Raw genomic sequence first — 21,250 nt, forward strand, 5'->3', positions numbered from 1 at the left:
GTTCCTGTATTGTCATTATTCAATTTAATCCGCTAATTATACAGCCTGGACATATAGTTACCAAATACAACAAAAGGCCGTCTGAAACTTTACTCAAATTTCAGACGGCCTTTACTGTATTCAAAAGATTACTGCGCTTTGGTTTCCGTTACAAAACCGATTTTGCTGATACCGGCTTCGCGCGCCGCTTGCAGGGCTTGGTTGACATAATCGTATTCAACCGCTTTATCCGCCGCAATCGCCACAATCACATCTTCGTTTTTCGCTTTGGCTTCTTTCAGTTTGGCAGTTACCGTTGCCAAATCCACTTTGTTATCCGAATCTCCGCCAACAACATAAGCACCATTGGCATCAATGCTCAAACGCAAAGGATCTTTAGGCTGCTGCTTATCCTCTTTCGCCGCTTTTTCCGAAGCAGTCGGCAACTCCAAAGGAATCGAGTGGGTCAGCACCGGCATGGTAATCATAAATACAATCAGCAACACCAGCATCACGTCCACCAAAGGTGTAACGTTGATATCCGACATCGGCGCATCATCGCCAGAATTCATTGATCCGAAAGCCATGATTTAATCCTTTTGATTCAGAAGGCGGACATGCAGGTCATGTGCAAATGCGTCCATATCTTGCGCGATGGTTTTTGTACCGCGATTGAGGAAGTTGTATGCCAATACAGCCGGAATCGCTACAAACAGGCCGACGGCAGTCGATACCAAAGCCTCACCAATCGGACCGGCTACCGCAGCAATGCTCATTTGACCGCTTTCGCTGATGCCGATCAGGGCATGGTAAATACCCCAAACAGTACCCAACAGGCCGATAAACGGAGCGGTTGCGCCGATGGAGGCCAACGCGGTCATGCCATAGTCGAACTGACGCATGGTTTGTGACATGCTGTTGCGGATGTGAACGACCAAGTATTCATTCAAAGGCAATTCGTCAATCAGCGATTTGCTTGTCGTTTGACGGTAGTTTTGGTATGCGCGCAGAGACTCATCGGCAACATTGCTCATCGGTGCTTCTACCGCTTTGGCTTTTTGTACGGCATCAGCCAGCGTAAACGCATTCAACATCAACTCTTTTACCTGAGCATTGCCTTTTTTCGCTTTGCGGTATTTGATGCAGCGAATCACAATGACACTCCAAGTCACCACACTCATCAACAACATCAGGACAAATACACCAATCAGTACCACATCACCTGATTTGAAAACTAAACTTAAATCCATAATTTTTCCAAGTTAAAAATAAAATTAAAATTTCTATCGGGTCATTTAAAAATATTCCCCAACAGCATATATTTTCCAATCAATCAGCTTAGTCCTAGATACTTATTCAAGCGTGAATTTGACAGGTACTTTAAATTCAGTCCAAACGCTTGCATGACAGCTACCATCTTTAACGGCTTTACGCGCTGCATTATCCAGACGACTATAACCACTTGATTTATTCACACTAATTGAATCCACTTTACCGCCGGGACCAACCAAGACTTTCAAAACAACCAAGCCCTCTTCGCCATTTTCAGTGGACAGTGAAGGATACGGAGGTCTCGGAATATGGCAGGTTCCTTTTGCCGGATTGCCTTTACTGCTGCCGGCACCTGTACCGCTGCCACCACCTCCGCCACCGGTACCGGAACCATGTTCGCCTTTCGCACCGCCGCTACCGGATCCGCCGCCTTCGCCACGGCCGCTGCCTGTACCTTTCGTACCGCCGCCGTTGCCTTTTCCTTCTCCACTCAAGGCTTTGCCTTCGCCGTTGCCTTTACCGTTTTCAGCAGTGTTCGGCCCGGTTTTGCTGCCTGAGTATTCAGATGCTTTAGGAGATGGTTTAGGTTCTGCCTTCGGCTCTGGTTTTGGTTCAGGTTTTGGCTCGGGCTTCGGCTCAGGTTTGGGTTCCGGCTTAGGCTCGGGCTTAGGTTTCTCGATAGGTTTCGGTTTTTCCTTTTGCTGCACGATATCCGCTTTTTCTTTTTTCGTTACCACAGGTTTGATAACAGGTTTGGGCGGTTCGACAGGCTTAGGTTTGGGTTTCGGCTTGGGTTTCGGTTGTTCTGGAGTAGGCTCGGGGGCTGCAGGTGCGCCTTCGCCCTCAGGACTACCGTCGCCACCGCCGAAATCGCCTAAATCGACAAATTCAATATTCGCCATTTCGACAGGAGGCGGTTTGTGCGCGTGCCATAAAAGTGCAACCAAGCCGACGTGAATCAACGCAACGGAAGTCACGACGGCTGGAGTTAAAATTCGTTTTTTATCCATAATTCCGTTATGTTAATAGCAACAATTCCCGTTTGCAAGTCGTTTTACAGTCAAAATAAGCATTAATGCTTATAGAGAAAGTTTATAGACCTGCTGTTTTAAAGGCTGCATATCATAATATGATATTAGCTCTCATTACTAATATTATCAAACAAAAGGTCGTTTTAAAAGATAAACGGTAAGACAAAACAGCCTATTCTTCCGGCGTTTATGCTATCCGCACATTAAACCAATATCGAAACCTCATCAGACCGATCAAAATTCAAATGGTTTCAAATCATCTGTATAAAACATCAGGCCGTCTGAAAACATTCTTTCAGACGGCCTGATTCAAACAAAATCATTTTTTCCGTTTCGCCCTTGGGTGCGCCTCATCATAAACGCGCGCCAAATGGTCAAAGTCCAGCTTTGTATAAACTTGCGTAGCGGAAAGGTTGCTGTGACCCAACAATTCCTGTACGGCGCGGATATCGCCCGATGCCTGCAAAAGATGGGTTGCATAGCTGTGGCGCATCATGTGCGGCGAGATATGGCTGGCGCTGCCCACGCGCACTGCCCACGCCTGCAGGCGTTTTTGAATTTGACGTTGCCCCAGCCTGCCGCCGTTCTTATTAGTAAACAAGGCCTGCTCGCCCTCTTTGGCAATACGCACTGCCAAATAATCACGCAATGCCGCAATGCTCTTGCCCACCAAAGGCACTTGCCGCTGCTTGCCGCCTTTACCCTTCACACTGACCCAGCCTTCGTCCAAAACGATACCGTCCAGATTCAAACCTTGTATCTCGCTCAGGCGCAAACCGCTACCATACATCAATTCAAACATGGCCTTATCGCGCACGTCCAATTCGTCATCAACAGGCGCATGGTCAAGGATATGGTTTAAAGGTTCTTGCGGTAGTGCTTTAGGCAAGCGTTCGGGCAGGCGCGGCGCTTTCATATTAAATGTCGGATCGCTTTCCATGACTTCTATCTGCACCAGCCAACTGCAATACTGCCGCCATACCGACAATTTCCGCGCCAAGCTGCTTTCGCTCAAGCCCTTTTGCGACAGCTTTTTCAATACCGCCACAAAATCACGGCGCGTCGGCAGACCGTTTTCCAGATTATCGGGCAATAGGCGCATCAATTCACTCAAATCGCGCCGATAAGCGGAAACGGTATGCTCCGACTTGCCTTGTTGCAGCAAGGTTTTCAGATAGCGTTCAAGATGAAGCGCAAAATTATTTGATTCCGCCATTTCAGACGGCCTCCAATGCTGCTTTCAAGGCCGAAGGCAGACGGCAGACGCGTTGTTTGCCATAATCAAAACACACCATGCCTGTCTGTACTTTCGCCAGCACAAGGCCGTCTGAAATCCTGCGGATACGGTACAACAAAGAAAAGCCCACACCGGCCATGCCTGCCGCCCCCATTTCTACCGACAGCTCATCGCCATGATGACCTTGCGCCAAATACTGCACCGCCGCATCCGCCATAATCAGGCCTGCCCCTCCAGCATCCATTTCGCTCCAACCCAGCTTCGCCAACCAACGCATCCGCACTTCATGGCACAAACGCAACACAGCATCGTTCGCCAAATGGCCGCCATAGTTCACATCGCCCACCTGCACCGTCAAGGCCGTCTGAAACAAAGGCTTATCACACTTGGCCACCGAAATCCTATCCATTTTGCACACCCGTTTTCAATACCACGCCATTATAAACCGAGACCCTGTTCGTTAATATATAAAAACAATGTAGCAGCTTGTAGTTTTTCATTTCAAAAAACATTATAATTTATCGGATAAATTTACCCTTCACTACTTCAGGAGCTTCTCATGGCACTCGTATCCATGCGCCAATTATTGGACCATGCTGCCGAAAACAGCTACGGTCTGCCCGCATTCAACGTTAACAACCTCGAACAGATGCGCGCCATCATGGAGGCGGCCGACCAAGTCAACGCCCCCGTTATCGTTCAAGCATCCGCAGGCGCACGCAAATACGCAGGTGCCCCATTCCTGCGCCATCTGATTTTGGCCGCAGTTGAAGAATTCCCGCACATCCCTGTCGTAATGCACCAAGACCACGGCGCATCTCCTGATGTGTGCCAACGCTCCATCCAACTGGGCTTCTCCTCTGTGATGATGGACGGCTCGCTGATGGAAGACGGCAAAACCCCTTCTTCTTACGAATACAACGTCAACGCCACCCGTACCGTCGTTAACTTCTCCCACGCTTGCGGCGTGTCCGTCGAAGGCGAAATCGGCGTATTGGGCAACCTCGAAACCGGAGAAGCCGGCGAAGAAGACGGCGTCGGCGCAGTGGGCAAACTTTCCCACGACCAAATGCTGACCAGCGTCGAAGATGCCGTACGTTTCGTTAAAGATACCGGCGTTGACGCATTGGCTATTGCCGTCGGTACCAGCCACGGTGCATACAAATTCACCCGTCCGCCCACAGGCGACGTATTGCGTATCGACCGCATCAAAGAAATCCACCAAGCCCTGCCCAACACCCACATCGTGATGCACGGTTCCAGCTCCGTTCCGCAAGAATGGCTGAAAGTCATCAACGAACACGGCGGCAAAATTGGTGAAACCTACGGCGTACCTGTAGAAGAAATCGTCGAAGGCATCAAACACGGCGTGCGCAAAGTCAACATCGATACCGACTTGCGCCTCGCCTCTACCGGTGCCATCCGCCGCTTCATGGCAGAAAACCCATCCGAATTCGACCCGCGCAAATACTTGAGCAAAACCGTCGAAGCCATGAAACAAATCTGTCTTGACCGCTACCTCGCATTCGGTTGCGAAGGCCAAGCCGACAAAATCAAACCGATTTCTTTGGAAAAAATGGCAACCAAATACGCCAAAGGCGAATTGAACCAAATCGTTAAATAATCCGTATCTCGGATTCACACTAAGGCCGTCTGAAAACTTGAAAATAAGGTTTCAGACGGCCTTAGCTTTTGGGAAATTTATAGTAAAATCTTCCACCGACTACACATCAAAACACATCGAAAGCAAACATGAAACTCGCCGTTATTTTGCCGGCCTATTGTGCCGAAGCTTATTTGCCCGAATGCTTGGATTCGGTATTGAATCAAACATTCCGTGACTTTTTCGTCATCGCCATCAACGATGCTTCAACAGACAAAACCGGCGAAATCCTCGAGGCTTACGCAGCTAAAGATTCACGTTTGCAGGTTTTCCACCTTCCGGAAAACAGGGGCGAGCCGTTTGCCTGCCAATTTGCCATGGATATGCTCAAAGACGTAAAGGTCGAATATGTGGCACGAATGGACGCAGACGATATTTGCGCCTTGGATCGTTTTGAAAAACAGATTCAGTTTTTAGACAGCCATCCCGAAATCGATATTGTCGGCAGCCAAGCCACCATCTTTTTCGACGACCAAACCGGAAGAGAACCCGTTTTAAGCGACCTCCCCCTGCTCGACAAAGACATTAAAGCCTTTCTCTCCTTTGCCGCCCAAAACATGTTCAACCCCACCACCATGTGGCGGCACGATAGCATTAAAAACCTTGGGATAAACTACACCGCGACAGAAACCGCTCCCGATTTCCATATGTGGGTACAATGCGCCCTACATGGCAAAACCTTTGCCAACCTGCCCGAGTCTTTGTTGTCATACAGGATACACACAAATCAAGAAAGCAAAAAAAGAGACAAAATCAACAGATCCGTCCAATACACCATGGAGTTGTGGATCAGTCATCTCTTCCCTGATTTGAACGCGACGGAAGTAACGCTCTTAAGCCGCATCTTGTACGAAAAGCAACTGCGCTTGACCACCGAAGAGCTGAAAACCATTTTTGCCGCGTATGACAGAATCAGTAAGGACCGCAGCATTTCTTTGTTTGGCGAAGACCGCAATACGATGTTCGACATGATAGACAATTTCTTCAATTTCTTAAAAAGCCGGTTGAAATTCACTTAAATTATAAAAGGCCGTCTGAAACCTCGTTTCAGACGGCCTTTATCTATTTCAAAATCAATCTAAATCAGAACAAGCCATGAATCACGCCGTCTGCATCCACATCGATTTTCTCGGCAGCTGGAACTTTCGGCAGACCCGGCATCTTCATCATGTTGCCGCACAGCGCAACGATGAAGCCCGCACCGGAAGAAACGGTAATACCGCGCACGGTAATGCGGAAGCCTTCAGGGCAGCCCAAGAGTTTGGCGTTGTCGCTCAAAGAATATTGGGTTTTCGCCATGCAGACCGGCATTTTGTCCAAGCCCAGTTTTTCCAGTGAAGCGATTTCGGCAGACGCTTCTGCGCTGAAATCGACATCTTCCGCGCCGTACACTTTTTGGGCAATCGCACGGATTTTGTCTTTAATGCTCAACTCAACATCGTAGGCAAAATTGAAGTTATTCGGTTGATTTTCGATGGCGTTGACGACTTTGTGCGCCAAGTCTGCACCACCCGCGCCGCCTTTACCCCACACTTCGGTCAAGGAAACTTCGACGCCGTGTTCCGCACAGGCTTTTTCAATCATGGCCAACTCGGCATCGGAGTCGGACACAAAGCGGTTGATGGCAACCACCACAGGCAGGCCGAATACGTTTTTCAGGTTGGAAATGTGTTTCAGCAGATTAGGCAGGCCTTTTGCCAAGGCTTCGAGGTTTTCTTCGCCGAGATTGGCACGCTCCACGCCGCCGTTGTATTTCAAAGCGCGGACGGTAGCCACGACAACAGCCGCATCAGGTTTCAAATCCGCCAGACGGCATTTGATGTCGCAGAATTTTTCCGCGCCCAAATCCGCGCCGAAGCCTGCTTCGGTTACGGCGTAATCGGCAAGGTGTTTCGCCAAACGGGTAGCGGTTACAGAGTTACAGCCGTGGGCGATGTTGGCGAACGGGCCGCCGTGTACAAAGGCCGGAGTGCCTTCGATGGTTTGTACCAAGTTAGGCTTAATCGCATCTTTAAGCAATGCCGCCATCGCGCCATTCGCTTTTAAATCTTTGGCGTAAACAGGGCTGCCGTCTTTGGCATAGGCGACAAGGATGTTGCCCAAACGCTCTTTTAAATCGCTGATGTCTTTGGCAAGACAGAATACTGCCATCACTTCGGACGCAACGGTAATGTCAAAACCATCGGGACGCATCACACCGTCAACAGGTTTGCCCATACCGTCGATAATGTTGCGCAACTGACGATCGTTCATATCGACCACGCGACGCCACAGCACGCGTTTCGGATCGATGTTCAACTCATTGCCTTGATAGATATGGTTGTCGAGCATGGCGGCGAGCAGGTTATTCGCCGCACCGATGGCGTGAAAGTCGCCGGTAAAGTGCAGGTTAATGTCTTCCATCGGCAAAACTTGGGCATAGCCGCCGCCTGCCGCACCACCTTTAACACCAAACACCGGACCCAAAGAAGGCTCGCGCAGGGCGATAACCGAGTCTTTGCCGATATGGCGCAATGCGTCCGCCAAACCGATGGTTACGGTGGTTTTACCCTCACCCGCAGGAGTCGGATTAATGGCGGTAACCAAAATCAGACGGCCTTGTTTTTCCGGCAGCTTGAATGCCTCGGCAGGATTGATTTTGGCTTTGTAATGACCATAGGGCTCGATGTTGTCAACGTTCAAACCCAGCTTGGCGGCAATTTCACCAATCGGGCGCATGGTGGAAGACTGGGCAATTTCAGCATCGGTTTTGAAGCTCATGATTTTCCTTTATTGAGAGAGGGAAAGGCCGTCTGAAACAATATAATAAAGACGGCTGGAAGAAAAAGAATATTAGTTCTATTATAGCGTTTTCCAAAGACAAACCGCAGTGAAAATTTCGATATTTCATCAACAAGCGGATTCATATTGTCAACAATTTGAAACAAAGGAATAAAACATGAGCAGTAACGCATGGCTGTTTTGGGCATTGGCATCGGCAGGCTTCGCCTCATTGACCGCCATTTTCGCCAAAATGGGTTTACAGGGCATAGATTCAGATTTCGCCACCTTTATCCGCACCTTGGTCATCCTCGCCGCTTTGGTATTGTTTTTAACCTACACCGGCAAATGGCAGGGTGTGAACGGCTTTACCGGCCGCAACTGGACATTCCTCATCCTATCCGGCCTCGCTACCGGCGCATCTTGGCTTGCCTACTTCAAAGCCCTGCAACTGGGCAACGCCTCACAAGTCGCGCCCGTCGACAAATTCAGCCTGGTCTTGGTTGCCCTGATGGCCGTCGTTTTCTTAGACGAGCGCCCAAGCACGCAGGAATGGATAGGCTTAGGCTTGGTAACCGCAGGCGTATTGACTTTGGCTTTGAAACGATAAAAATTGGGACATCAAAAAAGGCCGTCTGAAAAATTTCAGACGGCCTTTGCTTTGCTTCAAACAATCAGCTCACAATTAATTTGAACCGACTTTGATTTTTTGCCACAAGTTGACAGACAGTTTTTTCGCATCTGCGCTCATTTGAGGCATGACGAAACCGTCTTTCATGTCTTGCTCGTTCGGGAAAATAGAACGTGTATTCACCAGCTCTGCAGGCATTTTTTCGCGTGCCGGTTTGCTGGCCGGGGCGAAGGTCACGGCAATACCGTTTTTCGCAGCCACTTCGGGATCAAGTGTGTAGTTGATGTATTTGTGGGCATTAGCGATGTTTTTTGCATCAGCCGGAATCAACCAAGATTCAATCCAGAAGCCCATGCCTTTCGGTGTCAACACTTCAATGCCGACGTTGTTTTTCACTTCTTCGGAACGCGCTTTGGCCAAGTTCAAGTCGCCGCCGTTACCTGCCGCCAAGCAGATATCGCCGCGCGCCAATTCGTCAATGATGGAAGGGCTGAAACGTTTCACGTCAGGACGGATAGACTTCAACACTTCCGCCGCCGCTTTCAAATCTTCAGGATTCGAGCCTTTAGGATCTTTACCCAAGTAGTTCAACAAGATTGGGAACATTTCGCTCGGGGTATCCCACAAAGCGATGCCACAAGATTTCAGCTTGTTGGTGTATTCGGGTTTGAACAGCAAATCCCAGCCGTTTTCAGGCAATTTTCCGCCCAAAAGCTCTTTGCCCTTCGCCGTAATCGCAATCGTATTCACACCTGAGAAGTATGGAACGGCGTATTGATTGCCAGGGTCGGCGGTTTCCAACATCTTCAGCAATTCAGGGTCGATGTTTTTGTAGTTCGGAATCAGATCCTTATTGATTTTTTGGTATGCACCTGCCTCAATTTGGCGCGGCAGGAAGGCAATACCGGGTACAACCAAGTCATAGCCGGATTTGCCGGTCAGCATTTTGGCTTCCAACGTTTCGTTGTTTTCATACAAATCGTAAGTCAGCTTCAAATTGTTGGTTTTTTTGAAGTCTTCGACTGTACTTTCGTCAACGTAGTTTGACCAGTTGTAGATATTCAAAGTATCGGTGGCGGCTGCTTCGGTATTGGCAGCAGGCGCGCTGCCTGCTTGAGGTTGCTCGGCTTTTTTCTCGCCACCGCCGCACGCGGCCAAAGACAATGCGGCCAATACGGCTAATACGGATTTTTTCATACGGGCAGATTCCTGATGAAAGAGTGGTTAATGTCAATAAATAAGAAACCCTGCACCCCATAAACACCCCGGCGCAGAGTTAGGTTATTGTAATGGAAACGTAAGCAAACGCAAAGCAATATCCATCTGATTTTTATTGAAATAAGGCAAAGCAACACCATCTTTTTACCAAAAGCGTTGCACCGGCTGTAGTTTTTGGGCAAAATACGGCTGATTTGCGCGCGTTATAGAGAAAAAGCTTGCATATAAGGAAATCTGTCTTTAAAATTGCGCGTTTACAGAATTTATTTTTCAGGAGATATTCAATATGGCAAACAGCGCACAAGCCCGCAAACGTGCCCGCCAGTCGGTTAAACAACGCGCCCACAACGCCAGCCTGCGTACTGCATTCCGTACCGCTGTGAAAAAAGTGTTGAAAGCAGTTGAAGCCGGCGACAAAGCTGCTGCTCAAGCAGTTTACCAAGAATCCGTTAAAGTCATCGACCGTATCGCTGACAAAGGCGTATTCCACAAAAACAAAGCAGCCCGTCACAAAAGCCGTCTGTCTGCTAAAGTAAAAGCTTTGGCTTAATACTGATGCAGATGCTGGAAGTCCTGATAACCAAAGCAGGATAATCGAGCTGATACGATGCCCCTGAGGTCTTGCCTTTCAGGGGCATTGCCGTATTCACAGTCCAAACCAACTAAATAAAACCATTTACCCTTTCATCAGGCCGTCTGGAAAACAACGGAAACTCTCATGAACAAGATGTTGAAACATTCCCTAAGTATCGGATTCATTGCCGCCGCCCCGCTGGCCGCCGCCGATACCGCCCTACACTGCACCACCATTCAAGACAACGCCACCCGTTTGGCGTGTTACGACAACATCTACTCGGCGCAACTCCCCCCTCAATTCCCACTGCCGCAAGCGCAAACCGAAACCGCCAAAACACCAGTTGACCTCGAACAAAGCGTCCGCAAGAGCATCGAGAAAAAAGAAGCGGCCATCGTATTCGACAACCCTACCCATCCGAATATTTCAGACGACGTATTAAGCGAAACTACCGACAGCTACACACCTTTAAGCCTGATGTACGATTTGGATAAAAACGACACACGCGGCCTGTTGAGCGTACGCGAGCACAACCCTATGTACCTCATGCCCGTTTGGTACAACAGCAGCCCCAACTATTACCCGGAATCCCCCAGCCGCGGCGTAACCACACAGGAAAAATTCAGCGAGCAAAAACGCCTCGAAACCAAAATGCAGGTTTCCTTCAAAAGCAAGATTGCCGAAGATTTATTCAAGACCCGTGCCGACGTATGGTTTGGCTACACCCAAAAATCCGACTGGCAAATCTTTAACCAAGGCCGCAAATCCGCTCCGTTCCGCAATACCGACTACGAGCCTGAAATCTTCATTACCCAACCCGTTAAAGCAGACCTGCCTTTCGGCGGCAAACTGCGCATGGTTGGCGCAGGTTTTGTTCACCAATCCAACGGTCAAAGCCGCCCCGAATCACGCTCATGGAACCGCGTTTACGCCATGGCCGGTATGGAATGGGGCAAGCTGACCGTTATTCCTAGAGTTTGGGTGCGTGCCTTCGACCAAAAAGGGGATGACGATGACAATCCGGACATCAACAAATACATGGGCTACGGCGACTTAAAAGTCCAATACCGTTTCAACGATAAGCAAAATGTTTATTCCGTCCTGCGTTACAACCCGAAAAGCGGACGCGGTGCCGTTGAAGCGGCCTATACTTTCCCCATCAAAGGCAAACTCAAAGGCGTTGTCCGCGGCTTCCACGGCTACGGCGAAAGTCTGATTGACTACAACCACAAACAAAACGGCATCGGCTTCGGCCTGATGTTCAACGACTGGGACGGCATCTAAATGACCCCATATTATTTCAGACGGCCTTTGCAATCAAGGCAGCCGTCTGAAACAATGAAACAAAACAAGCCATTCGTTTAAAATACTCGTTTCCTAGCGTCCAAACGCGTATAATGCAAAGTTTGGGCAAAACTTGCCGGAATGAAACAAAGATGACAGAAGCCGCAGCCGAAAGCGGAAAAATCGCCAAGGCTTTAAAGAAATACCTGATTACAGGCGTGCTGGTTTGGTTGCCGATTGCCGTAACCATCTGGGCGATGAGCTATATCATCTCCGCCGCCGACAAACTGATCAACCTATTACCGGAAAGCTGGCAGCCCCAGCATTTCTGGGGGTTCAACATTCCCGGCTTGGGCATCGTCGCCGCCACAGTCGTCTTGTTCGTTACCGGTGTATTCGCCGCCAACGTATTGGGCAGACGGATTCTCGGCGCATGGGACAGCCTTTTAGGACGCATTCCCGTCGTCAAATCCATCTACTCCAGCGTTAAAAAAGTTTCCGAATCCCTGCTCTCCGACAGTAGCCGCTCGTTCAAAACCCCCGTACTGGTTCCCTTTCCGCAACCGGGCATTTGGACGATAGCCTTTGTTTCCGGCCATATCCCCGACAAACTCAAAGGCAGCCTGCCGCAAGATGACGACTATATTTCCGTTTACGTCCCAACCACGCCCAACCCGACCGGCGGCTACTACATCATGGTTAAAAAAAGCGACGTTCGCGAGCTGGACATGAGTGTGGATCAGGCATTGAAATATGTAATTTCACTGGGCATGGTGATGCCGGACGACTTACCAGTTAAAGCCCTACCTGCCCAAAAGCCGTCTGAAGACGGTGATACCGAACACAACAATTAAGGTCTTCTTTTTTTTCAGACGGCCTTTCCTTCTTTTCAAATTGAACAATATAAAAAGGTGATTTTATGCGTACCAACTATTGCGGCCTTATCAGCGAGCAATACTTAGACCAAACCGTTACCGTCAAAGGCTGGGTACACCGCCGACGCGACCACGGCGGTGTGATTTTTATCGACCTGCGCGACCGCGAAGGCATCGTTCAAGTCGTTATCGACCCTGATACTCCGGAAGCATTTGCCGCTGCCGACTCTTCCCGCAACGAATACGTTTTAAGCATTACCGGCCGCGTACGCAACCGTCCAGAAGGTACAACCAACGACAAAATGATTTCCGGCAAAATCGAAATCCTTGCCAAAGAAATCGAAGTCTTGAACGCTGCCGCTACGCCTCCGTTCCAAATCGACGATGAAAACATCAGCGAAAACGTTCGCCTGACCAACCGCGTTATCGACTTGCGCCGTCCTGCCATGCAACGCAACCTGCGCCTGCGTTACCAAGTGGCCATGGGCGTTCGCCGCTACTTGGACGCACAAGGCTTCATCGACATCGAAACACCGATGCTGACCCGCTCCACTCCGGAAGGCGCGCGCGACTACCTCGTACCAAGCCGCGTTCATCCGGGCGAATTCTTCGCGCTGCCGCAATCTCCACAATTGTTCAAACAATTGCTGATGGTTGCCGGTTTCGACCGTTACTACCAAATCACCAAATGTTTCCGTGACGAAGACTTGCGTGCCGATCGCCAACCTGAATTTACTCAAATCGACTTAGAAACCTCGTTCTTGAACGAGGATGAAATCATGGACATCACTGAAGGCATGGCCAAACAAGTCTTCAAAGATGCTTTAAACGTAGATTTGGGCGACTTTCCTCGCATGCCTTACTCTGAAGCCATGTTCTACTACGGCTCTGACAAACCGGATATGCGCATCAACTTGAAATTCACCGAGTTGACCGACCTAATGAAGACCGAAGAATTCAAAGTCTTCCGTGGTGCAGCCGACATGAAAGGCGGCCGCGTAGTCGCTCTGCGCGTGCCTAACGGTGCGAAATTCAGCCGCAAAGAGATCGACGAATATACTAAATTTGTCGGCATCTACGGCGCGAAAGGTCTGGCATACATCAAAGTAAACGATGTCAGCAACCTCTCCAACGGCGAAAACAGCGGCCTGCAATCTCCAATCGTGAAATTCCTGTCCGAAAACGCCCTGAAAGAAATCATCGAGCGTACCGGCGCGCAAAACGGCGACATCATCTTCTTTGGCGCAGACAAAACCAAAGTTGTGAACGAAGCCATCGGCGCATTGCGTATTAAAGTCGGCTTGGAACACGGTAAAGACAACGGCTACTTCGTAGACGAATGGAAACCTTTGTGGGTTGTCGATTTCCCAATGTTCGAATACGACGAAGAAGCCAACCGCTACGTAGCCGTACACCATCCGTTTACAGCGCCTAAAGAAGGTCATGAAGACCTGATGGTTTCCGACCCTGCAAACTGCCTGGCCCGTGCCTACGACATGGTATTGAACGGCTGGGAAATCGGCGGCGGCTCTATCCGTATCCACCGCGCAGACGTACAAGAGAAAGTGTTTGCCGCGCTGAAAATCAGCCCTGAAGAGCAACAAGAGAAATTCGGCTTCCTCTTGGACAACCTGAAATTCGGCGCGCCTCCGCACGGCGGCCTTGCATTCGGCCTCGACCGTCTGGTTACCCTGATGACCGGTGCAGAATCTATCCGCGACGTGATTGCCTTCCCAAAAACACAACGTGCACAATGTCTGCTGACCAATGCACCTAATGTGGTCGACGACAAACAACTTCGCGAGTTAAGCCTACGTCTGCGTCAGAAAGCAGTTGAAACAAAAGAAGCATAATTTACCGGCTTAACCTTTAAAATATCAAGGCCGTCTGAAATTTTTGAAATTTCTTTCAAATTTTTCAGACGGCCTTTCTACATTTTGGTCGTTTATATATAATCAACCCGCAAACTGTTTTATTTTAAATGTTCACTTTAATGACGTTAGAGTATGAAAAACAACCGTTTGTAAGAAAAACAAACAAATAAGCTCCACAAGCACTATCATGACTGTTACAACAATAAAGGAACCAAACAATGTTTCTGATACTGACGGGGCTGATACTGACTTTTTTTATTTTGTTGTTTATTATTACTTCAATTATTCACAAAAAACAGTTTGCCTATAACACACACCAAGACTATAACTATCCCTCCCTTCCCTCTACCGCGCATGCTACCCTCAAAGGCGGCAGCCTAACCTTGCCCGCCACTGTCAGCGGACAGGATACCGTCATTGCCAAAATCCGTATCAAGTCCAACTGGATGGGACTGCTGTTCTTGCCTTTTATCGAAACCATTTCATCCAAAGGCAAATGGAAGCAATATTTCGAATACGGCGCAAAAGGCGTGCGCTATATCAATCTGAGCGACACCTTCTCCGACAGTGACAAAACCATCCGTTTGGAAGGCAAATACCTGTCCTTGCCCGATCAAGAAATCGAACTCTCCGTTTATCCGCGTGAAAACCTCGACGGCAAAAAAATCCTTGTCCTCGCGCCCCATGCCGACGATGCTGAACTCAGCGCATACGGTTTGTACGAAAAACACGCCGCCAATTCAATGATCTGCACCTTAACCGCTAGCGAAGGCGGCAGCTTCCACTATGGCAACCTTTATAGCACGTGCGACTGCGACACCCAGGCACAATATCTGCAAAAAGGCCGGATGCGCGTTTGGAACAGCCTGACCGTTCCCCTTTTGGCCGGTGTGCCGTCTGAAAACATCCTGCAACTGGGCTACTTCGACAGCACATTGACCGCCATGCGCCAAAATCCGGAAAAAGAGATTAAATCGACCAAGATCGATACGACCGACGTCTATATTTTCCGTCGTGCCAATACATCCCCATTGGCGAAACACCTCAAACCCGGCTCAACTTGGAACAGCTTGGTAGACAACCTTGGCTATCTGATAGAAACGTTCCAGCCGGATATTATCGTGTCGCCGTCCCCCAATATTGATGCGCATCCCGACCACCAACATACTGCGCTGGCCGCCATCGAAGCCCTGCGCAAAATCGATTACCGCCGCGGCAATCTGTTTTTGCACACCATACATTATCTGAGCGACGACTTCCCTATCGGCAAAGTAGGCTCTTCCCTCAGCCTGCCGCCATCCTCCGAGCAACCGTTTTACTTCCAAAGCATCTATTCCCATCCTTTGGATAGAGAAGAGCAAAACCGCAAACTTCTCGCCCTTGACGCCATGAACGACATCCGTCCTAATTCAGACGGCTATATGCGTTGGAGTACCATGATATTCAAAGGCCTAAACAAACTGCGACACCATGTCCTCCATCTCGACAAAGACTTGGTCAACCGCTTTGTCCGCAGCAACGAATTCTTCTATACCGTCCCCATCAGCGACTTGTACCAAGAAGATACGCTGAAACAAATCACTTATCAGGGCAAAGCCCTATAAACCACAAAGGCCGTCTGAAAAGATGTTTCAGACGGCCTTTATCACACCAAATCAAAACAATAAAATCACTACATTACAAACGAAAAACACCAAACCCAACCAAACGCGACAACCCAAGTTATAATAAAACCCTTCCCACACGTCCCACATCATCATGCCGATTTACTTCATCGCCGATTTGCACCTGAGCGAATCCCATCCTCAACTGACCGCACTCTTCCAGAAATTTATCCAAGAAAAAGCCGTTCATGCCCAAGCCGTATACATTCTTGGCGACCTTTTCGATTTTTGGATCGGCGATGACGAAAACAGCCCTTTGGTTCAAATCATCAAGCAAACCATCCGCAGCCTGACCGAGCGTGGTGTCGCCTGCTATTTCATCCACGGCAACCGCGACTTCCTCATCGGCAAAACCTTCGCCCGCGATACCGGCATGACCTTACTGCCCGAGTACGCCGTTATCGACTTGTTCGGCACACCCACCCTGCTCTGTCACGGCGACACCCTCTGCACCGACGACCATTCTTATCAAAAATTCCGCCGTACCGTCCATCAAAAATGGCTGCAACGCCTGTTTCTGCTCCTGCCGCTCACACTCCGACTGAACATCGCCACCAAAATCCGCAAACAGAGCAAACAGGACAAGCAACACAAAACCGCCGACATCATGGATGTCAATCCGGCCTTTACCCACGAAACCGTCCAACGCTTCCACACGCCCCTGCTCATCCACGGCCATACCCACCGCGAAAACATCCATCGCAACGCCGATTACACCCGCATCGTACTTGGCGACTGGCGCGACAATTACGCCTCCATTCTCGAAGTCGATGCCGAAGGCTACCGTTTTATCGCCTTATAAAACATCAGGCCGTCTGAAAACCGGTTTCCCGATTGTTCAGACAGCCTGACTGACAAATATCCTCAACCGGTTTACGCAAACCAACCGCGTATCCGCTCCAAACCACCAAAGCGCACACACGCATCCGCATTCGCCTCAGTTTTCGGTTTCGCCCGATAAGCAATGCCGAATCCCGCCTCCCTTATCATCGGAATATCGTTCGCACCATCACCCATCGCCACCACCTGCCACGGAGCCAAACCCAGACGCTCACGGTATTCACGCAACAAATCCGTCTTAGCCTGTGCATCGATAATCCGCCCTTTCAGACGGCCTGTCAGCTTGCCGTTTTCCACTTCCAACACATTCGCAAAATGGAAATCCAAGCCCAAACGCCGTTGTAGGCGTTCCGTAAAGAACGTAAATCCGCCCGACACCAGCATAAACTTCACATCATTCCGTTTACACTCTTCCAACAAAAATTCCGCGCCCGGCGACAGCTGCAACACATTCTCGTACACCTCTTCCAACACGCGCTCGTCCAAACCGGCCAGCAAAGCCACACGCTTGCGCAAAGACTGCTCAAAGTCCAGCTCGCCGCGCATCGACTGCTCCGTAATCTTGGCCACCTCATCTTTCAGCCCGACACCGGCCGCAATCTCATCCACGCACTCAATCGTAATCAGCGTCGAATCCATATCGCTGACAATCAGCCTCAAATCAGCAAAAGCCATATCCGGCAACATCGCGCCATCTATCTGCTGCGCAATCAACGCCGCACGCATCTCGTCCGTCAATTCAAAATCATCCGAAACCGGCACACGCAACACCGACTTCCCTGATGGCGCAGACACCAAACCGCCAAACGCCGACCAGTCGCACGCGCCCAAATCCCCATGTTGCAACACCAAAACTTTCTTCATCTCATTCTCCTCATACCCCAAAACCTTTGCAAACAGATCGGGTACACATTCAGCCTAAAACCCCGAAACCGTATTTTTGCGAAGACCTTAAAAAACCAAAACAGCATTATAGCCAACCACCCCGAAAATTTTTAGACGGCCTGGAAACAAATTCAGCTAGAGCTACCAACCCCTGCATCAACCAAGTAATTACTCAAAAATTTGATTTTAGGCAAGCCGACTAAAAATTTTTGCCAGTAACAGGCAACTTGTGTTGATTTTTCTTACAGTTTCGATATAGTTACTTATAGCTAGTTTGGCACTACTCCTTATATCTAGCTTTCATTGCATTACCACCTCCATTCGTTGCCAACGACTTCCTTTCCGGTGGCAACCTTTTTTTTGGCTCGATGGTTTGACAATATCAAATTTAAATGAAATAAAATGATTCAGGGATCTATATTTAAAAACAAACCCTTCCTCATCTGCGCACGCATTTCATGCCTTGCAGCTATTTTATCTAACAGTTTGAAGAAGCCCTCACTTTAACTCAATTCGGTTAGTCAGGAGATTTCAGCTTTCCCCCCCCGACCGACTCAATCAATATGGCCATGTACACACACATCAGAGTAATGCTCAGAGTATGGCTGCTCCCAATCACTGATGCCTGCCGTTTTAATTGTCCTTAGCCTATCCTCTATTACCATCATCTCAAGATTCAATCCCTATCTGATAACTCACTGAATTTGAATGAAAAAATTATTTAAATGTTAAAATGTGCAAAACGCTTGCTTTCAATCCTAACAAGAGATATAGTACTAAATAACTAGTTCTTATTGATGAGAGATACTCCTTGGATACTTGCCTCCGGTCCTCCAACCCGGGGGCATTTTTTTACATTTTTATTTTGTGTTCGTATGGATAGGATAAAGACGAAACACCCACCACAAATCAACAAACAAATCGAACCGCAAACTGCGTTTTCCAAACGCTCAGGCCGTCTGAAACCCGCTCTCGAATATTATTCATGCCATATTTCAGACAGCCTGTTTAACCCTCTATTGCAAAGCTTGGCACAAGCACCTCTGACCGACGGCAATTAATTACTATATAATCAAACGCATCATCATCCCTACAAAGGAGCCACACCATGACCACAAAAATTAAAATTGGTATCGTCGGTGCAACCGGTTACACAGGCGTTGAATTGTTACGCCTGCTCAGCAGCCACCCCAACGCAGAAGTCACTGCCGTCACCAGCCGAAGCGAAGCCGGTATTGCGGTTGCCGACTACTTTCCCAGCCTGCGCGGCATTTACGACCTTGCATTCCAAACGCCCGAAGATGCCGGGCTTGACCGTTGCGACCTCGTGTTCTTCGCCACACCCAACGGCGTGGCCATGAAAGAAGCACCGTCCCTTGTCGAAAAAGGCGTACGCGTGATTGACCTGTCTGCCGACTTCCGCATCCGCGACATCTCAACATGGGAACAATGGTACAAAATGACCCATGCCGCGCCGCAACTCGTTTCCCAAGCAGTGTACGGTTTGTGCGAACTTCACAAAGACGACATCGCCAAAGCCATGCTGGTGGCCAATCCGGGCTGCTACCCCACCTGCGTTTCCCTGCCCTTATTGCCACTGCTTCAGGCTGGCCGTCTGAAAGCCAATGCGCCGCTGATTGCCGACTGTAAATCCGGTGTTTCCGGTGCAGGCCGCAAAGCCAGCACCCACGCCCTATTGTGCGAAGCAGGCGACAACTTCAAAGCCTACGGCGTCGGCGGCCACCGCCATCTGCCTGAAATCCGACAAACCCTGTCCGGGCTGCAAGACCATGTTTCAGACGGCCTGATTTTCGTGCCACACCTTGTTCCAATGATACGCGGTATGCACGCCACCCTGTATCTGCACCTGCAAGAACATACCGATCCTGAAGCCTTACTGCGCGAATACTACCGCGACAGTCCTTTTGTCGATATCCTGCCTTCAGGTTCGACACCTGAAACCCGCAGCGTGCGCGGCGCCAACCTTTGTCGTATCAGCGTTCAAAAAGCGCCCGAACAAGACGATGTGTGGATTGTTCTTTCCGTCATCGACAACTTGGTCAAAGGCGCAGCCGGTCAAGCCGTGCAGAATATGAACATCATGTTCGGCCTACCCGAAACCACCGGCCTGACTAATGCACCATTGATGCCTTAAGCCATCATTATTAAAAACACAAGGCCGTCTGAAACTTTGATCATTCAGACGGCCTTTATCGATTCATTCACAAACATCACTCATACACTACGCCGGCAAGCATTTCTTCTTCATTCAAGTTGCCGTACTGTTGCTCCCAATCGTGGGTAGCCTCCACCATATCGCATTCTTTGGCAAAAGCCAGCAGCCTGCCGTCCATCTGATCCAGACTCAAGCTGCCCAAGCGTTCGCATTCCGAAGCCGTCAGATTACCGTCCGCCTCATGCGCCTCCGAAGATCCGAAAGGCAGAGCAAAAAAACCCAGTACCAACGCCAGCAGCACCCAAAAAGTATTTTTACGCGAACGAGTCATTTCACACCTCTCATCATAATCATATAGCAGGTTTAAATCAGAAAAACTAAACCAAATAAAATTAAACTAAGAAAAATCGAACAGAAATTTAGAAATATCGATTTATCTAAGACAAAACGAATAATACTAAGAAAAAATAGAATATGCAATACTTTTTCTTAGATGAAGTAATTTTTTTCTTACAATTTTATAAAAACTAAGGTAAAATACACTCAAATCGTCCAAACCATATAAAAAACATACCTCCACAAAGGCATAAACATGGATACCTTTAAAGACCGCCTGGCTTTCTTATGGAAAGATGAAGCCCGCCAAGCCAAAATTGCCGCCGACATCGATATGACCATCGCCGGATTCAGCCGTATCTGGAACGAAGGAGGCCTGCCGAAATCGGAAACGCTAAAAAAAATCAAACAACTTAAAGGCTGCAGCATAGACTGGCTTTTAACAGGCGAAGGTTCTCCCTTCCCTGATTCCGAAGCCCCAAAGGCCACAGCAACCGACACACTAGGCAACCCTGTCGATATAGACGAATTTGTCTTCGTACCGCGTTACGACATCCAGGCCGCGGCCGGACACGGCCAGCTCGTCGGCGATGAGCAACCCATATTCGCCATGGCGTTCCGACGCTATTGGATTGAAAATTATGTAACGCGAGACATCAAAAACCTTTCCGTTATCTCAGTCAAAGGCGACTCGATGGAAGGCGTGCTGAATGATGGCGACACCATCCTCATCAACCACGGCCAAACCACGCCGCGCGACGGCCTCTATGTTTTACGCCTCAATGAAAACCTTTTGGTCAAACGCCTGCAACTGATACCCGGTGGCATCGTCAACGTCATTTCTGCCAACGAAGCCTACCCTACTTTTGAAATCGACTTGAAAAACCCGACCGACGACGTTGCCATCATCGGCCGTGTAGAATGGTTTGGCAGAAGCATCTAAATCTGACA

The 21,250-nt window shown here is 49.1% G+C and carries 21 protein-coding genes; 12 read left to right on the forward strand and 9 right to left on the reverse strand.

The window, feature by feature from the left end; all coding sequences use genetic code 11:
- Window positions 1-128 precede the first annotated feature (128 nt).
- The 5 genes from HMPREF2952_RS01650 to HMPREF2952_RS01670 form a co-directional block, all read right to left on the reverse strand.
- Entirely contained in the window at window positions 129-566 is a 438-nt protein-coding gene (locus HMPREF2952_RS01650; protein WP_049344497.1) for an ExbD/TolR family protein, read from the reverse strand.
- Between the two features lie 3 nt (window positions 567-569).
- A complete protein-coding gene (locus tag HMPREF2952_RS01655; RefSeq protein WP_049332314.1) occupies window positions 570-1,229 on the reverse strand; it encodes a MotA/TolQ/ExbB proton channel family protein in 660 nt (219 codons plus the stop codon).
- A gap of 102 nt (window positions 1,230-1,331) precedes the next feature.
- Entirely contained in the window at window positions 1,332-2,261 is a 930-nt protein-coding gene (locus tag HMPREF2952_RS01660; protein WP_049344498.1) for an energy transducer TonB, read from the reverse strand.
- 340 nt (window positions 2,262-2,601) lie between these two features.
- Window positions 2,602-3,498 carry a tyrosine recombinase XerC gene (locus HMPREF2952_RS01665; RefSeq protein WP_070625055.1) on the reverse strand — a complete coding sequence of 299 codons (897 nt, stop codon included), beginning with the start codon at window positions 3,496-3,498 and terminating at the stop codon, window positions 2,602-2,604.
- A 1-nt stretch (window position 3,499) separates the two neighbouring features.
- Window positions 3,500-3,928 carry an acyl-CoA thioesterase gene (locus HMPREF2952_RS01670; RefSeq protein ID WP_070588022.1) on the reverse strand — a complete coding sequence of 143 codons (429 nt, stop codon included), beginning with the start codon at window positions 3,926-3,928 and terminating at the stop codon, window positions 3,500-3,502.
- Window positions 3,929-4,078: 150 nt separating this feature from the next.
- Here HMPREF2952_RS01670 and fba point away from each other — a divergent pair, with 150 nt between their 5' ends.
- Window positions 4,079-5,143, forward strand: a complete 1,065-nt coding sequence (fba, locus tag HMPREF2952_RS01675; RefSeq protein WP_003686828.1) for a class II fructose-bisphosphate aldolase — start codon at window positions 4,079-4,081, stop codon at window positions 5,141-5,143.
- A 128-nt stretch (window positions 5,144-5,271) separates the two neighbouring features.
- Window positions 5,272-6,201 carry a glycosyltransferase family 2 protein gene (locus HMPREF2952_RS01680; protein ID WP_004518819.1) on the forward strand — a complete coding sequence of 310 codons (930 nt, stop codon included), beginning with the start codon at window positions 5,272-5,274 and terminating at the stop codon, window positions 6,199-6,201.
- 64 nt (window positions 6,202-6,265) lie between these two features.
- On the opposite strand, the gene HMPREF2952_RS01685 is transcribed toward HMPREF2952_RS01680, so the two are convergent.
- A complete protein-coding gene (locus HMPREF2952_RS01685) occupies window positions 6,266-7,942 on the reverse strand; it encodes a formate--tetrahydrofolate ligase (protein ID WP_004518820.1) in 1,677 nt (558 codons plus the stop codon).
- 178 nt (window positions 7,943-8,120) lie between these two features.
- Here HMPREF2952_RS01685 and HMPREF2952_RS01690 point away from each other — a divergent pair, with 178 nt between their 5' ends.
- Window positions 8,121-8,552 (forward strand): EamA family transporter, encoded by a 432-nt coding sequence (locus HMPREF2952_RS01690; protein WP_003680126.1) that lies wholly within the window; start codon window positions 8,121-8,123, stop codon window positions 8,550-8,552.
- Between the two features lie 75 nt (window positions 8,553-8,627).
- Here HMPREF2952_RS01690 and HMPREF2952_RS01695 read toward each other — a convergent pair whose 3' ends face one another.
- On the reverse strand, window positions 8,628-9,770 hold the full coding sequence (locus HMPREF2952_RS01695; RefSeq protein ID WP_004518822.1) for an extracellular solute-binding protein: 1,143 nt from the start codon (window positions 9,768-9,770) through the stop codon (window positions 8,628-8,630).
- A 307-nt stretch (window positions 9,771-10,077) separates the two neighbouring features.
- Between HMPREF2952_RS01695 and rpsT the strand changes: the two genes are divergently transcribed.
- The 6 genes from rpsT to lpxH all read left to right on the forward strand — a co-directional run bounded on the left by rpsT (window position 10,078) and on the right by lpxH (window position 16,864).
- The gene (gene rpsT, locus HMPREF2952_RS01700; protein WP_002212556.1) at window positions 10,078-10,341 is read left to right on the forward strand and encodes a 30S ribosomal protein S20; all 264 of its coding nucleotides are present in this window, start codon (window positions 10,078-10,080) and stop codon (window positions 10,339-10,341) included.
- Between the two features lie 168 nt (window positions 10,342-10,509).
- A complete protein-coding gene (locus tag HMPREF2952_RS01705; protein ID WP_004518824.1) occupies window positions 10,510-11,649 on the forward strand; it encodes a phospholipase A in 1,140 nt (379 codons plus the stop codon).
- Between the two features lie 152 nt (window positions 11,650-11,801).
- Window positions 11,802-12,503, forward strand: coding sequence for a DUF502 domain-containing protein (locus tag HMPREF2952_RS01710; RefSeq protein ID WP_039861915.1), 702 nt, complete (start codon window positions 11,802-11,804; stop codon window positions 12,501-12,503).
- A 65-nt stretch (window positions 12,504-12,568) separates the two neighbouring features.
- Complete coding sequence (gene aspS, locus HMPREF2952_RS01715; RefSeq protein WP_004518826.1) at window positions 12,569-14,377, forward strand: aspartate--tRNA ligase; 1,809 nt, start codon at window positions 12,569-12,571, stop codon at window positions 14,375-14,377.
- 239 nt (window positions 14,378-14,616) lie between these two features.
- Complete coding sequence (locus HMPREF2952_RS01720; protein ID WP_004518827.1) at window positions 14,617-16,002, forward strand: PIG-L deacetylase family protein; 1,386 nt, start codon at window positions 14,617-14,619, stop codon at window positions 16,000-16,002.
- 151 nt (window positions 16,003-16,153) lie between these two features.
- Window positions 16,154-16,864: a UDP-2,3-diacylglucosamine diphosphatase gene (gene lpxH / locus HMPREF2952_RS01725; protein ID WP_198400576.1), complete on the forward strand. Its 711-nt coding sequence runs from the start codon at window positions 16,154-16,156 to the stop codon at window positions 16,862-16,864.
- A 71-nt stretch (window positions 16,865-16,935) separates the two neighbouring features.
- Here the strand turns inward: lpxH and serB are convergent, their stop codons facing one another.
- Complete coding sequence (gene serB / locus HMPREF2952_RS01730; RefSeq protein ID WP_039861844.1) at window positions 16,936-17,766, reverse strand: phosphoserine phosphatase SerB; 831 nt, start codon at window positions 17,764-17,766, stop codon at window positions 16,936-16,938.
- An 896-nt stretch (window positions 17,767-18,662) separates the two neighbouring features.
- On the opposite strand from serB, the gene HMPREF2952_RS11135 reads away from it, so the two are divergent.
- Both HMPREF2952_RS11135 and argC read left to right on the forward strand, forming a co-directional pair.
- On the forward strand, window positions 18,663-18,848 hold the full coding sequence (locus HMPREF2952_RS11135) for a hypothetical protein (RefSeq protein WP_004518831.1): 186 nt from the start codon (window positions 18,663-18,665) through the stop codon (window positions 18,846-18,848).
- Window positions 18,849-18,895: 47 nt separating this feature from the next.
- Window positions 18,896-19,942 (forward strand): N-acetyl-gamma-glutamyl-phosphate reductase, encoded by a 1,047-nt coding sequence (gene argC / locus HMPREF2952_RS01735; protein WP_004518832.1) that lies wholly within the window; start codon window positions 18,896-18,898, stop codon window positions 19,940-19,942.
- A 76-nt stretch (window positions 19,943-20,018) separates the two neighbouring features.
- Here argC and HMPREF2952_RS01740 read toward each other — a convergent pair whose 3' ends face one another.
- The gene (locus HMPREF2952_RS01740) at window positions 20,019-20,294 is read right to left on the reverse strand and encodes a hypothetical protein (RefSeq protein WP_003680156.1); all 276 of its coding nucleotides are present in this window, start codon (window positions 20,292-20,294) and stop codon (window positions 20,019-20,021) included.
- A gap of 261 nt (window positions 20,295-20,555) precedes the next feature.
- On the opposite strand from HMPREF2952_RS01740, the gene HMPREF2952_RS01745 reads away from it, so the two are divergent.
- Complete coding sequence (locus HMPREF2952_RS01745; RefSeq protein WP_004518834.1) at window positions 20,556-21,242, forward strand: S24 family peptidase; 687 nt, start codon at window positions 20,556-20,558, stop codon at window positions 21,240-21,242.
- The last annotated feature ends 8 nt before the right edge of the window (window positions 21,243-21,250 follow it).

The organism is Neisseria sp. HMSC068C12 (assembly GCF_001814095.1).
Classification (GTDB): Bacteria; Pseudomonadota; Gammaproteobacteria; order Burkholderiales; family Neisseriaceae; genus Neisseria; species Neisseria perflava.

Excerpts from the sequence above, each read along its gene's own strand:
- HMPREF2952_RS01685 (WP_004518820.1), bottom strand. The coding sequence starts at position 7,942 with ATGAGCTTCAAAACCGATGCTGAAATTGCCCAGTCTTCCACCATGCGC.
- HMPREF2952_RS01740 (WP_003680156.1), bottom strand. The coding sequence starts at position 20,294 with ATGACTCGTTCGCGTAAAAATACTTTTTGGGTGCTGCTGGCGTTGGTA.
- argC (WP_004518832.1), top strand. The coding sequence starts at position 18,896 with ATGACCACAAAAATTAAAATTGGTATCGTCGGTGCAACCGGTTACACA.
- HMPREF2952_RS01680 (WP_004518819.1), top strand. The coding sequence starts at position 5,272 with ATGAAACTCGCCGTTATTTTGCCGGCCTATTGTGCCGAAGCTTATTTG.
- HMPREF2952_RS01745 (WP_004518834.1), top strand. The coding sequence starts at position 20,556 with ATGGATACCTTTAAAGACCGCCTGGCTTTCTTATGGAAAGATGAAGCC.
- serB (WP_039861844.1), bottom strand. The coding sequence starts at position 17,766 with ATGAAGAAAGTTTTGGTGTTGCAACATGGGGATTTGGGCGCGTGCGAC.
- HMPREF2952_RS01670 (WP_070588022.1), bottom strand. The coding sequence starts at position 3,928 with ATGGATAGGATTTCGGTGGCCAAGTGTGATAAGCCTTTGTTTCAGACG.
- HMPREF2952_RS01720 (WP_004518827.1), top strand. The coding sequence starts at position 14,617 with ATGTTTCTGATACTGACGGGGCTGATACTGACTTTTTTTATTTTGTTG.
- fba (WP_003686828.1), top strand. The coding sequence starts at position 4,079 with ATGGCACTCGTATCCATGCGCCAATTATTGGACCATGCTGCCGAAAAC.
- HMPREF2952_RS01710 (WP_039861915.1), top strand. The coding sequence starts at position 11,802 with ATGACAGAAGCCGCAGCCGAAAGCGGAAAAATCGCCAAGGCTTTAAAG.
- HMPREF2952_RS01705 (WP_004518824.1), top strand. The coding sequence starts at position 10,510 with ATGAACAAGATGTTGAAACATTCCCTAAGTATCGGATTCATTGCCGCC.
- HMPREF2952_RS01690 (WP_003680126.1), top strand. The coding sequence starts at position 8,121 with ATGAGCAGTAACGCATGGCTGTTTTGGGCATTGGCATCGGCAGGCTTC.
- aspS (WP_004518826.1), top strand. The coding sequence starts at position 12,569 with ATGCGTACCAACTATTGCGGCCTTATCAGCGAGCAATACTTAGACCAA.
- HMPREF2952_RS01695 (WP_004518822.1), bottom strand. The coding sequence starts at position 9,770 with ATGAAAAAATCCGTATTAGCCGTATTGGCCGCATTGTCTTTGGCCGCG.
- HMPREF2952_RS01665 (WP_070625055.1), bottom strand. The coding sequence starts at position 3,498 with ATGGCGGAATCAAATAATTTTGCGCTTCATCTTGAACGCTATCTGAAA.
- HMPREF2952_RS11135 (WP_004518831.1), top strand. The coding sequence starts at position 18,663 with ATGGATAGGATAAAGACGAAACACCCACCACAAATCAACAAACAAATC.
- HMPREF2952_RS01660 (WP_049344498.1), bottom strand. The coding sequence starts at position 2,261 with ATGGATAAAAAACGAATTTTAACTCCAGCCGTCGTGACTTCCGTTGCG.
- rpsT (WP_002212556.1), top strand. The coding sequence starts at position 10,078 with ATGGCAAACAGCGCACAAGCCCGCAAACGTGCCCGCCAGTCGGTTAAA.
- HMPREF2952_RS01655 (WP_049332314.1), bottom strand. The coding sequence starts at position 1,229 with ATGGATTTAAGTTTAGTTTTCAAATCAGGTGATGTGGTACTGATTGGT.
- HMPREF2952_RS01650 (WP_049344497.1), bottom strand. The coding sequence starts at position 566 with ATGGCTTTCGGATCAATGAATTCTGGCGATGATGCGCCGATGTCGGAT.